Raw genomic sequence first — 12452 nt, 5'->3', positions numbered from 1 at the left:
ACTGTGGGAGCGAGCGCCCGCTTGCGGCTTGCTCGCGATGGCGGCGGTCCATTCAAAATCAATGTTGCCTGACCAATTGCTATCGCGAGCAAGCCGCAAGCGGGCGCTCGCTCCCACAGGGATTTTCATCGCTTCGAGAATTTCTTACGCCTGCCACCAGCGCTCGATCACCCGCAACCCGTCCAGCTCGCCATACGGCGCGGTCTGGCCGCCGTGGCTGACTCGCTTGGAACGAGCTGCCACGGAGCTGGCGAACAACGGCACGATCGCCCCGCCGTCGTCGCGGCACAGCGCCTGCATTTCGTTGTACATCTCGCGGCGCAGCGGCTCGTTCATCTCGCCCCGGGCGGCATTGAGCAACTGGTTGAAGCGCGGATTATCCCAGTGGGTTTCGTTCCAGGCCGCGCCCTTGGCGTACCCGATGCTGAACATCCGGTCGGCGGTCAGGCTGCTGTACCAGAACGAGGTGGTGAAGGGTTGCTTCATCCACACGTTGGAGAAGAAACCATCGGCTGGCTCGCGCACCACGTCGATGTCGATCCCGGCGGCTCGGGCCTGTTCCTTGAACAGCACCGACGCGTCCACGGCCCCGGTGTAGGCTGCATCGGACGCTTGCAGGCGTACCTTGAGCGAATCCATGCCGGCCTTCTTCAGGTGGAAACGCGCCTTGTCCGGGTCGTAGGTGCGTTGCTCCAGCGCGCTGTTGATGAACCGGCTGCCGGGCTGGATCGGGTGGTCGTTGCCCACCAGGCCATAGCCGTAGAGCACCGAGGCCAGCAGGGTTTCGCGGTTGATCGCGTGCTTCATCGCCAGGCGCACGTCGTTGTTCTGGAACACCGGGCTGTCGGTCAACATGGGAAAGGTGTAGTGCTGGGCGCCCTTGGTTTCCTCGATCACCAGGTTGGGGTTGCGCTTGAGCAGCGCCACAGTCTTGAGGTCGACTTTGTTGATCACGTCCACCTGGCCGGTCACCAGGGCGTTGACCCGCGCGGCGCCATCGGCAATGGCGATCAGTTCGGCACTGGCGAAGTGCGCCCGGCCGGGTTTCCAGTAGTCGGGGCTGCGCTCCAGGGTCATGCGCACGCCCGGTTCGAAGTCCTTGAGTCGATAGCCGCCAGTACCGACCGCAGACTGCCAGTCCGGCAGACCGTCCTTGCTGGGCATGATCACCAGGTGGTAATCGGCAACCACATAGGCGAAATCGGCGTTGCCCGAGTGCAGTTCGAACACCACGCTGTCCGGGCCCTGGGCGCTGACTTTGGCGACATCGCCGAGCACGGTCTTGGCCGCCGATGTCGACTTCTCGCCCAGGTGGTGCTGGATCGAGGCCACCACATCGTCGCTGTTCAGGCTCTTGCCATTATGGAAGGTCACGCCCGGGCGCAACTTGAAGGTCCAGACCCGCGCGTCCGGGCTCGACTCCCAGCTCAGCGCCAGTTCCGGAATGGCGCTGCCGTCGACGGCGATTTCACTCAAGGTGTTGTACACCGCCGAGAACCCGACAAAGGTGAAGGTGTCGCTCCAGGAGCCGGGATCGCGCGAGTCGGTGGTGCTGCCACCGGCCAGGCCCAGGCGCAGCACGCCACCGGGCTTGGGGGTCGCCTCCTCGGCAAATGCGCCAAACGGCAACCCCATAGAGAAGGCACCGGCCATGGCGGCCGCAGCCGCGCTGTACTTGAGGAAGTCCCGGCGCGGGAAGCTATGTGCATGGATCGCTTGAGTAATTTTGTTGTTGTTATCGCTCATTGCATGGCCTCTGATCAAAAGCTGCGTTGTTAATCGATTACCGGTCCAACTCCACGCAAGGCACCGGGCCATGGCCCGGTGCAAACACCCTGTGGGGCGTCAACCGTCACACCTGGATCGCCTTCACTTCGACGAACTCATTGAGCCCCTCTTCCCCCCACTCCCGGCCATTCCCGGATTGTTTATAGCCACCGAACGGCGCCTGGTAATTGAACGCCGCGCCATTGATAAAGCACTGGCCCGCGCGCAGTTGCCGGCCCAGGTGCAACGCGCGCTCAGCACTGCCGGCCCAGACCGCGCTGGACAGGCCGAACGGCGAGTCATTGGCGATCTGCAACGCGTGCGCTTCATCGGTGTAGGGGATCAGGCACAGCACCGGGCCGAAGATCTCTTCCTGGGCGATGCGCATGCGGTTGTCGACATCGGCGAACAGGGTCGGCGTGACGTAGTAGCCCCGCTCGAACGCCGACGCGTGGTCACCGCCGCACACCAGCCGCGCACCTTCCTGCTGGCCGAGCCGGATGTAGTCCTGCACGGTGCGCCGTTGCGCCGCCGAGCACATCGGTCCGAGAAAACTCTGTGGATCCAGCGGATCACCCATGGCCAGGCCAAGGGTTTGCTCGCGTGCCAGTTCCACCGCCTCGGCGTAACGACGTGCGGGCAAGAGCATGCGCGTCAGGGCGGTGCAGGTTTGGCCGGAGTTGATCATCACGTCCTGTACGCCGTACTGCACGGCAGCGGCCAGGTCGGCGTCCTCGGCGATCAGCAGCGGCGACTTGCCGCCCAGCTCCAGGCACACCCGCTTGACTGACGGTGCGGCAGCCTGGGCCACGCGCACTCCGGCGCCGGTGGAGCCGGTGAACGACAGCATGTCGACATCCGGGTGCTTGGCCAGGGCTTCGCCGACTTTCGAACCCGGCCCGCTGACCAGGTTGAACACCCCGGCAGGCAGGCCGATGGCCTCGATCATCTGCGCCAGCAGGAACGCGTGCAGCGGAGTTTCCTGGCTCGGCTTGACCACCACCGTGCACCCGGCGGCCAGGGCCGGCGCCAGTTTGCCCAGCAGTTGATGCAGCGGGTAATTCCACGGATTGATGAAGGCACAGACACCCACTGCTTCACGGATCACCAGGGAGTTGCCGACCTCACGGACCTGATCCATCAGGCCCGCCATCTCCGCGTATTGCTCCAGGCCAATGATCGGCCCGTCGACTTGTACCGAGCGGCACCATTGCACCGGCATCCCCAGTTCGCTGGTGATCACTGCCGCCATCTCGTCCGCCCGCAGCCGCAGTTGCTCGGCCAGCGCGCGGATGTAGCCGGCACGCACACTGGAGGCGGTACGTGACCAGGGACCAAACGCCCGCCGCGCCGCAGCCACGGCCAGTTCGACGTCACGCTCATCGCCCAGCGGCACGCGGCCGGCGAGTTCTTCGGTGGCCGGGTTGATCACCTCGGCCACGCCCTGCCCCGACGGGGTCAGCCAGCGGCCATCGATATACAACGAACGGTGATCAAGCATGGGCCTGGGCCTCCATCAATTCATGGGCACAACGGGCGATGCGCTGGCAGGCCTCGCGCAGTTGTACGCTGTCGACCACCAGGCCCAGGCGGATATGCCCGGCCGCACTGGGGCCAAAGGCTTCGCCGGCCAGCACCGAAACGCCGTGGCGATCCAGCAGACGGTCGGCAAACGCCTGGGCGCTAAGCCCAGTGGCGCGGATATCGAGCATCACGAACATCCCGCCATCGGGTTTCAACGCCCGCACCCCGGGACAATCGGCCAACACTGCGCAGACCAGGTCACGGCGCTGGCGATAGGCCTCGCGCATCGCCGCCAGTTCTGGCAAGTGGTTGTCGAGGGCGACCACGGCGGCATCCTGGACGAAATCAGGCAGGCCATAGAGCATGCACAGCGCAAGGTTTTCCAGGTGCGCAGCCAGCGCCGGTGGCGCCACCACCCAGCCGATCCGCCAGCCGGTCATCGCGTGGGATTTCGACAGGCTGTTGAGGGTCGCCGTGCGCTCTGCCATGCCCGGCAGACTGGCCGGACTCACGTGTTCGCCGTCAAACAGCAGCTCGCTGTAGACCTCGTCGGAAATCAGCCACAGGTCATGGCCGATGCACAGTTCGGCCAAGGCTTGCCAGGTGCTTCTCGGCAGGCTGGCCCCTGAAGGGTTGTGCGGGCTGTTGAGCGCCAAGGCCCGGGTGCGCGGGGTGATGCGCGCGGCGACGTCTTCGGGCATCACCCGAAAGCCGTTCTCGGAGCGCACCGGCACCGGGATCACCACCGCGCCGCAGGCACCGAATACGGCTTCGTAGGTGACGTACATGGGCTCGGCGACCAGTACTTCATCGCCCGGGTTGAGCACACACTGGGCCACGCTGAACAGCGCACATTGGGCGCCAGCCAGGACGATCACCTGTTCAGTGGTGATTGCCTGGCCACTGCGCGCCTGGTGCCGACGGGCGATGGCGTCACGCAGAGTACGTTTGCCGCGCACGTCGGCGTAGTGGGTGTTGCCCGCCAGCAGGCTGTCGATGGCGGCCTGGACGATGGGTGCCGGGGTGTCGAAATCCGGGTCGCCCACCGACAGCAGCAGAATGTCTGCGCCCTGCTCGCGCAAGGCCAGTGCACGGTAGTGAATATCCCAGGCGGCGGCGCCGTCGCCGGCGATACGTTGGGTCAGATCGGAAAAACGCATGGTCCTGCCTCCGTCAAACAAACCATCAAGTCAATGAGCGCAGGCATGCTTGAGCTCGATCAGGGTGACACCGTTGCGTTTGAAGCCGTGGCGCAAATCGGTCTGCAACTCGGCCAGGCTCTGCGGCTGGCTGACGGTGCAGCCGAATGCTCGGCCGAGGGCGGCAAAGTCCGGATTGCGCGGCAGCACGCCGATCGGCTCGATGTCCAGGCTCAGCATGTCGTCGCGGATCTGGCCCAGGGCGTCGTTGTTCCACAGCAGCACCACCAGCGGGCTGTCCAGTTCCTCGACGGCGGTCGCCAGTTCCTGGGCGGTGTAGAGGAATCCACCGTCGCCCACCAGCACCAGGCCCGGACGCTGCGGTGCGCCGAACTTGGCGCCGATCCCGGCGGGCAAGCCATACCCCAGGGTGCCGTAGCCTGTGGGGTGCAACCAACTGCGCGGGGCCAGGCTGGCGAAGGCGTAGTTGCCGGTGTAGGCCAGTTGGGTCATGTCGGTGCTGATAAAGGCGTTGTCCGGCAGTTCGGCGCCAATGCGCTGCAAAATCGCCTGGTGGATCGACTGCAATGGGCCGTGACCGGCCTGCACCGCTTCGCGCAAGGCGGCGACGGCGGCAATCGCCGCGCTGGCGTCGCGCGGGCCGGACGGCAGGCGTTCGAGCAAGCCGTCCAGGGTTTGCCGGGCATCGCCGTGCAAAGCCACGGCACAGGGGTAGAAGTCGTTGAACTTGCGGGGGTCGATGTCGACTCGCAGCAGCTCGGCATTCAACGGCAAGCGCTCGCGCCAGAAGTCTGTGTCGGCCATTTCCGTGCCTACTGCCAGCACCACGTCCGCCTCGGCGATCAACTGCCAGCCCGGCTCCACGCACAACGACGAGCCGGCGTTGAGTGCTGCCTGCGGCGGCAACAGACCCTTGCCGGCGACACTGGTGAACAGCGGCGCGGCCAGCCTGGTGCTGAGTTGCTGCAGTTGGGCGCTTGCGTCCAGGGCGCCGCCTCCGGCGATGATCATCGGCCGTTTGGCAGCGTTCAATTTGCTCACTGCCTGGTCCAGGGCGCTGGCGCACGCGGCGCCACGTCCGGGCCGCACCACCACGTCCTGGCTCCAGTCGCGCGACACCGGTGCCGACAAGACGTCCAGCGGCACGGAAATGTGCACCGGGCGCGGCCGCTCGCTGTCGAACACCGCGTAGGCGCGGGCAATCAATTGCGGCAGGTCATCCGTGCTCAAGGCTACGGCCGAGAACGCGGTGATCGGCGCCGTCATGGCGCGCTGGTCCTGGGTTTCGTGCAGGCAGCCCCAGCCCTTGCCGAGGCTGGCGGTGTGGTTGACGCTGGAGATCACCAGCATCGGGATCGAGTCGGCATAGGCCTGGCCGATACCGGTGGCGGCATTGGTTACCCCAGGGCCGGTGATGATGAAGCAGACTCCCGGTTTGCCGCTGACCCGCGCGTAGCCGTCGGCCATGAAGCTGGCGCCTTGCTCATGTCGGGTCAGGACGTGGCGGATGCCGCTGCCGGGCAAGCCGCGATAGAGTTCCAGGGTGTGTACCCCGGGAATGCCGAACACGGTGTCGACCCCGTAGTTGGCCAGCAGGCGAACCAGGGCCTGGCCACCGGTCAATGGTGTGGTGTGCATGTGTTTATCCTCACGCATGGCCGAGGCGAATCAACGCATCGACCGCGGTCGTGCCGTGGGCACCGACCAACAATGGGTTTACATCGAGTTCCAGCAACTGCCCGGCGTTTTCGCAGGCGTAGTCGGCCACCGCGCGGATCGCGGCCACCAGTGCCTCGAGGTCCGCCGGCGCACGGCCACGAAAGCCCTGGAGCAAGGCTGCACTGCGCAAACTCAGCAGGGCATTGCGAATCGCCCCCTCGGTGGTCGGTAGCAGCAGGCTGCGACTGTCCTTGAGCAATTCCACCAGGACCCCACCGGCACCGATCACCAGCGCCAGGCAAAAGTCGTTTTCGCGCTTGATGCCGACAATCAACTCCGCCAGCGGCGCGCTGGCCATGGGTTCCAGCAGCACCTGATCGAAGACCACGCCAGGGGCGTGGGCGCCAATGCTGGTCGCCATGTTGCTCAGGGCGGCAGTCAAGGCGGCGGCGTCCTTGAGGTTGAGCGCCACGGCCCCGGCCTCGGTCTTGTGCGGCAATTCGGCGCTGAGCGCCTTGAGCACCAAGGGGTAACCCAGGCGTTGGGCATCCTCGAGGGCCTGCGCTACGGTGCTGCGCACGCCATTCGGTACCGGCAGGCCAAAGGCCCGCAGCGCCTGCTTGGAGTCCCATTCATTGAGCAGCCGGCCCGTCCCCGCCAGCGGCTGCGGACAGAGCGGCAGCAACGCTGATTCACCCAGGGCCAGCAACGCCTGGCGGTTAGCCTGGTAACCGGCGATCCGGCCCCAGGCGGCCAGGCCGTCTTCCACCCCTTGCAAGGCAGCTACGCCCTGGGCATGCAAGCGCTCGCGGGCATGGGCCGGCAGCAGCTCGGGAAAAGCCGAGGTGACGAAGCCAGTCTTGCCGTGGCGCACCAGTGCCTGGCAGTACAGCTCCAGCAACAGGTCGCACTCCTTGCGCTCGCCGGTGAACTGGGCGGGGTAATCGAGCACCAGCATGGCCGCGTCGGCTTCGGTGCGCAGGGCACTGTCGAGCATCCGGTTGAGGGCCTCGCCATCGCCCCAGATGGCGGTGGTGAAGTCCAGCGGATTGACCAGGTTCGCGTAGCTGGGCAGGACCTGCGCCAGCTCGGCGGTTTGCCCCGCGTCGAGTTTGGGCAGGCGCAGCTCGTTACGTTCGGCGTAGTCGGCAATCAGCCCGGCATCGCCGCCGGAACAGGCCAGCGCAATCAGGCTGTTGCCCGTTGGCAAGCGACCGCAGGCCGCCGCCTTCAGGGTCTCGACGAAGCTCACCGGGCCACTCACCCGAATCACCCCCAGGCGCGCAAACAGCGCGTCGTACAAGGCATCTGAGCCGGACAGCGAGCTGGTGTGACTGAGCGCCAGCTCGGCGCCGATCTGCGACACTCCGGTTTTCAGGACGATCACCGGGATGCCCTGCTCCAGCGCCTTGTGCGCGGCACGGGCAAAGGCCGGGACGTTCTTCAGACCTTCCAGGTGCAGGCCGATGGCGGTGACTCGCGGTTCGTCGAGCAACACGTCCATCAACTCCGCCACGCCCAGTTGCGCCTGGTTGCCCACCGATGCCATGTAGGCCACCGGCAGCGAGCGGTCGCTCATCGACAGGTTGTAGGCGAAATTGCCGCTCTGGGTCAGCACGGCCACGCCCCGCTCCACCGCCTTGCCGCCATGGGCCACCGGCCACAGCGCGCAGCTGTGCAGGTAGTCGAGCAAGCCGTAGCAGTTGGGGCCGAGCAAGGCCATGTCGCCGGCAGCCTCGAGCAGTTGCTGTTGCAGGGCCTGGCCCTCGGCGCCGGTCTCGGCAAAACCGGAGGCGTAGCAGATCGCCCCGCCCGCGCCCTTGGCGGCCAGTTCGCGGACGCAGGTCAGGGTCAGTTCACGGTTGGTGGCAATGAACACCGCGTCCGGTCCGCAAGGCAGATCGCTGATCTGGCGGACGCACGGCACGCCTTCCAGTTCGTCGTGTTGCGGGTTGACCAGCCACATCTGGCCGGCATATCCGCCTTCGGCGCAGCGCTTGAGGGCGCGGGCCATGCTGCGCCCGCCGACAAACGCGACGTGGCGTGGGGCGAGCAGGCGTTTGAGGTTGTCTCGAATCGTCAGGGACATGGGGGTTCTCCGAGACCGATCAGCGCAGCAGCGGCCGCAGCAGCTCGCGGGAAATGATGTGCCGCTGGATTTCCGAGGTGCCTTCCCAGACCCGCTCGATCCGTGCGTTGCGCCAGATGCGCTCGACCACACACTCATCCATCAAGCCCATGCCACCGAAGATCTGCACCGCCTCGTCGGCGACCTTGCCCAGGGTTTCGCTGGCGAACAGCTTGGCCATGCCGGCTTCGCCATCGGTCATGCTGCCCTGGTCCATCTTCCAGGCGGTGTGCAGGGTCAACAACTCGGCCGCACGGATCTGCGTGGCCATGTCCGCCAACTTGAACGAGATACCCTGGTAGGTGCCGATCGGCTGGCCAAACTGCTTGCGGTCTGCGGCCCATTGCAGCGAGACGTCCAGCGCCCGCTGCGCCTGGCCGACACAGTTGGCGGCAACCATCACCCGCCCGGCGGTCAGCCAGGCATTGGCCACGTCCCAGCCCTTGCCGACTTCACCCAGCACCTTGGAGGCTGGCACGCGGCAGTCGTCGAAGAACATTTCGTAGGTGTGGTAGCCGCGGTTGCTCACGCATTTCGGGCCGCGGCGGATGGTCATGCCCGGGGTATTGCGGTCGACCAGGAACGAAGTCACGGCGTTGCGCGTACGGCCGTTGTGCTCGTAGGTGTCGGTCACGGCAAACACGATGGCGAAGTCGGCGTGCCCGGCGTGGCTGATGAAGTGCTTGCTGCCGTTCAGCACGAAGTCGTCGCCGTCCCGTACCGCGCGGGTCTTGATCGAGTTGGCATCGGAGCCGGCACCCGGTTCGGTGAGGGCGAAGCAGTCGATTTTTTCGCCCTGGATGCACGGCAACAGATAGTCGTTGATCTGCTGGCCGGTGCACGCCATGAGGATCTTCGAGGGACGTGCGACGAACACGTGCAGCGCCCAGGAGACCTTGGACAGCTCCCGCTCGATCAGCGCCTGGGACAGGTAGTCCAGGCCGCCACCGCCCACCTCTTCCGGCATGTTGAACGCATAGAAGCCGGCGGCGATCGCCTTGCCGCGAATCTGCGCCGCCAGCTCGGGCGATACTTCGTCGGCGCGGTCCACCGCCTCTTCATAGGGCAGCAGTTCCTTGGTGACAAAGCTGCGTACGGCGTCCACCAACATTTCTTGTTCTTGGGTCAGTTGGAAATTCATGCTGCTACCTGTTGTTCGTGTGCTGAATGAGGTGGGGGCGTTAGCGTCCGATAAACCGCGCCGGGCGTTTCTCGGCGACGGCGCGCAGGGCTTCGCTGGCGTCTTCACTGCGTCCGCACAGCAGGCCGGCGGCCAGTTCGGCCTGGAGTTGTTGCGCCAGGCAACGGTCAGCGCCTTCACGCATGAGCTGCTTGGCCTGGGCGAAGGCAAAGGTCGGTCCATTGGCCAGGCGCGTCGCCAGTTGCGCGGTGACGCTGTGCAGTTGCTCGTCGGCGCAGACTTCGCCCACCAGCCCCGTGGCCAGGGCTCGTTCGCTGCCCCACAGCTCGTCTAGGAACAACAGGCGCTTGGCCTGCTCACTGCCAATCAGGCGTGGCAAGTGCCAGCTGGCACCGGCATCGGGCGAGTAAGCCATGCTGGTGTAGCCGGCCTTGAAGCGCGCCGATTGCCCGGCAATGCGCAGGTCGCAGCACAGGGTCAGGTCCATGCCGGCGCCCACGGCGGTGCCGTTGATGGCGGCAATGGTGGGTTTTTCCAGGCTGTACAGGCGGTTCATCAGGGCATGGGCGGTTTCGGTCCAGCCGTAGCTTTCCAGGGCTCCCCGCGCCTCGGCAGCCGCCCATTCATCGAGGTCGGCACCGGCGCAGAAACTGCGGCCACTGCCGGTCAACACCACCACCCGCACCTGCGGGTCGGCGTTGTAGCCATCGAGCAAAGCGTGCAGGTATTTCAGGGTCGGAATGTCGAGCGCGTTGCGCTGGGCGGTGCGATTGAGGGTGATCCAGGCAACGCCGGCTTCAACCTGGCAGAGCACGGCAGAATCAGTAGTCATGGGAATCCTCGAATTATTGTGTTTGGCCTGAGGTGCTGCGACTTGAGGCCATACTAAACGAGTGTTCAACAAGGCGGCAATCGTTGGGGAAATCCGCTGTAACAGCGGTTGATCGTGAATATCTTGTTGTATTTAAAGGATTTGTTTGTTGGTGGCGGTTAGCTGGAGATCGCGCTGTTACAACTTTGCACAACTGATGACAGCATCTGTGGGGGCTGGCCTGCCAGCGCAAGGACGGCGCGGTGCATCAGGTTGTGCGCGTTATCGTTGACGACCATCGCGAGCAAGCCGCAAGCGGGCGCTCGCTCCCACAGGGTCTGGTGTACGCAGGGACCTGTGGGAGCTGGCTTGCCTGCGATGGTTGCAAGGACGGCGCGGTGCATCAGGCAGAGTGCGTCATCGTTGACGACCATCGCGAGCAGGCTCGCTCCCACAGGGTCTGGTGTATGCAGGAACCTGTGGGAGCTGGCTTGCCAGCGATGGTTGTAAGGACGGCGCGGTGCATCAGGCAGAGTGCGTCATCGTTGACGACCATCGCGAGCAAGCTCGCTCCTACAGGGTCTGGTGTATGCAGGGACCTGTGGGAGCTGGCTTGCCAGCGATGGTTGCAAGGACGGTGCGGGGCATCAGGTTGTGCGCGTCAACGTTGGCGACCATCGCGAGCAAGCCGCAAGCGGGCGCTCGCTCCCACAGGGTCTGGTGTATGCCGGGACCTGTGAGTGCGGGGTTATGCGGTGGGCAGTTGCGGGGCCAGGACGCCCTGGCGTTTGCGGTGGATCAGGAAGTAGGCGCTGTAGCACAGGGCAATGAAGCCGAAGCCCCAGTACAGCGACGGGCGTTGGGTTGGGTCCAGGGCCAGGAAGACGAACAACGAGCAGCACAGGGCGATGCACACCAGCGGCAGCACTGGGAACCACGGGGCACGGTATTTCAGGTCTTCGAGCTTGCCGCCATCACGCAGGTAGGCCTTGCGGAATTTGTATTGGGCCAGGGCGATGACGATCCAGGTCACGGTACCGGACATCCCGCTGACGGCCATCAGCACCATGAACAGGGTGTCGGCGGCGACGAAGCTGGTCATCAGCGACACCAGGGCAAAACACAGGGTGATGCTCAGGGCGCGCAGTGGCACGCCGCGTTTGCTCAGGGGCGACAGGCTTTTCGGCGCCATGCCGGTCTTGGACATGGCCCAGAGGATCCGGGTCGAGGCGTAGAGACCGGAGTTGCCCACCGAGAGGATCGCGGTGAGGATCACGAAGTTCATCAGGTCCGCGGCATAAGGTATGCCGACCATATCGAACACCTGCACGAACGGGCTCTCCATCAGGCCCGCCTGCTGCCACGGAACGATGGCGGACAGCACAATGATCGCCAGCACGTAGAAAATCAGCACGCGGAACACCACGTTGCGCACGGCCCGCGGAATGCTCTTTTCCGGCTGGTCGGTCTCACCCGCTGCCACCCCCATGATTTCGCAGCCCTGGAAGGCGTAGACCACGGTCATCATCACGGCGAACACCGCTGACAGGCCGTTGGGAAACACTGAGTCGCCGATCAGGTTGCTCATGCCCGGTGCCGGGGCACCGCTGCTCAGCGGGATCGCGCCGAAGATCACCAGCACGCCGACCACGATAAAACCCAGGATCGCCGCGACCTTGATCCCCGAGAACCAGTACTCGGCTTCGCCGAAGGCTCGGGTGGCCAGGGCGTTGAGGCCGAACAGCACCACCACGAACAGCGCCGACCAGTACCAGATCGGTACTTCAGGGAACCAGCGCACCATCAGCATGCCGGCGGCAGTAAATTCCAGGCCTACGGTGGTGGCCCAGCTCATCCAGTACACCCAGCCGATCATGAAGCCGGTGGCCGGGCCGATGAACTTGGTGGCGTGGGTCTGGAACGACCCCGACACCGGCATCTGCACCGACAATTCGCCCAGGCAGACCATCACCAGGTACATCAGGAAACCTGCTACCAGGTACGCCAGGATCGCGCCCACCGGACCGCCCTGATTGATGGTCACGCCGGAGCCCATGAACAGCCCGGTGCCGATCACGCCGCCCAGCGACAACATGAAAATGTGCCGGCTTTTAAGGGCGCGGGTCAGGTGGATGCCTGTACGTTCAGTGGTTTGCGTCATGTCAGCACCCCAGGCGAGTGAGGTGGACGGGATCAGCTTTACGGCCATTCATTATTATTATCTCCAATAAGCTTCGAAGACCGCGCTGTGGCGGTTGCCCC

Annotated in this window: 8 protein-coding genes; all 8 read right to left on the bottom strand. The window is 65.1% G+C overall.

What is annotated here, in order from left to right; all coding sequences use genetic code 11:
* Positions 1 to 144: 144 nt before the first annotated feature.
* The gene (locus QMK50_RS00425) at positions 145 to 1746 is read right to left on the bottom strand and encodes an ABC transporter substrate-binding protein (RefSeq protein WP_320332175.1); all 1602 of its coding nucleotides are present in this window, start codon (positions 1744 to 1746) and stop codon (positions 145 to 147) included.
* A 106-nt stretch (positions 1747 to 1852) separates the two neighbouring features.
* The gene (locus QMK50_RS00420; protein WP_320332174.1) at positions 1853 to 3268 is read right to left on the bottom strand and encodes an aldehyde dehydrogenase family protein; all 1416 of its coding nucleotides are present in this window, start codon (positions 3266 to 3268) and stop codon (positions 1853 to 1855) included.
* Positions 3261 to 4451, bottom strand: coding sequence for a pyridoxal phosphate-dependent aminotransferase (locus tag QMK50_RS00415; protein ID WP_320332173.1), 1191 nt, complete (start codon positions 4449 to 4451; stop codon positions 3261 to 3263). Before QMK50_RS00415 ends, QMK50_RS00420 begins: the two co-directional genes overlap by 8 nt.
* 30 nt (positions 4452 to 4481) lie before the next feature.
* Positions 4482 to 6089, bottom strand: a complete 1608-nt coding sequence (locus QMK50_RS00410) for a 5-guanidino-2-oxopentanoate decarboxylase (RefSeq protein ID WP_095170263.1) — start codon at positions 6087 to 6089, stop codon at positions 4482 to 4484.
* Between the two features lie 10 nt (positions 6090 to 6099).
* Positions 6100 to 8199, bottom strand: a complete 2100-nt coding sequence (locus QMK50_RS00405) for an acetate--CoA ligase family protein (protein ID WP_320332172.1) — start codon at positions 8197 to 8199, stop codon at positions 6100 to 6102.
* Between the two features lie 19 nt (positions 8200 to 8218).
* Entirely contained in the window at positions 8219 to 9379 is a 1161-nt protein-coding gene (locus tag QMK50_RS00400; RefSeq protein WP_095170261.1) for an acyl-CoA dehydrogenase family protein, read from the bottom strand.
* Positions 9380 to 9419: 40 nt separating this feature from the next.
* The gene (locus QMK50_RS00395) at positions 9420 to 10211 is read right to left on the bottom strand and encodes an enoyl-CoA hydratase/isomerase family protein (RefSeq protein WP_320332171.1); all 792 of its coding nucleotides are present in this window, start codon (positions 10209 to 10211) and stop codon (positions 9420 to 9422) included.
* 727 nt (positions 10212 to 10938) lie between these two features.
* Positions 10939 to 12351 carry an amino acid permease gene (locus QMK50_RS00390; protein ID WP_095170296.1) on the bottom strand — a complete coding sequence of 471 codons (1413 nt, stop codon included), beginning with the start codon at positions 12349 to 12351 and terminating at the stop codon, positions 10939 to 10941.
* Positions 12352 to 12452: the final 101 nt, after the last annotated feature.

This window comes from Pseudomonas sp. P5_152 (assembly GCF_033989915.1).
Classification (GTDB): Bacteria; Pseudomonadota; Gammaproteobacteria; order Pseudomonadales; family Pseudomonadaceae; genus Aquipseudomonas.
This window is presented reverse-complemented; position numbering and strand designations above follow the sequence as displayed.

Excerpts from the sequence above, each read along its gene's own strand:
- QMK50_RS00425 (WP_320332175.1), bottom strand. The coding sequence starts at position 1,746 with ATGAGCGATAACAACAACAAAATTACTCAAGCGATCCATGCACATAGC.
- QMK50_RS00420 (WP_320332174.1), bottom strand. The coding sequence starts at position 3,268 with ATGCTTGATCACCGTTCGTTGTATATCGATGGCCGCTGGCTGACCCCG.
- QMK50_RS00415 (WP_320332173.1), bottom strand. The coding sequence starts at position 4,451 with ATGCGTTTTTCCGATCTGACCCAACGTATCGCCGGCGACGGCGCCGCC.
- QMK50_RS00410 (WP_095170263.1), bottom strand. The coding sequence starts at position 6,089 with ATGCACACCACACCATTGACCGGTGGCCAGGCCCTGGTTCGCCTGCTG.
- QMK50_RS00405 (WP_320332172.1), bottom strand. The coding sequence starts at position 8,199 with ATGTCCCTGACGATTCGAGACAACCTCAAACGCCTGCTCGCCCCACGC.
- QMK50_RS00400 (WP_095170261.1), bottom strand. The coding sequence starts at position 9,379 with ATGAATTTCCAACTGACCCAAGAACAAGAAATGTTGGTGGACGCCGTA.
- QMK50_RS00395 (WP_320332171.1), bottom strand. The coding sequence starts at position 10,211 with ATGACTACTGATTCTGCCGTGCTCTGCCAGGTTGAAGCCGGCGTTGCC.
- QMK50_RS00390 (WP_095170296.1), bottom strand. The coding sequence starts at position 12,351 with ATGACGCAAACCACTGAACGTACAGGCATCCACCTGACCCGCGCCCTT.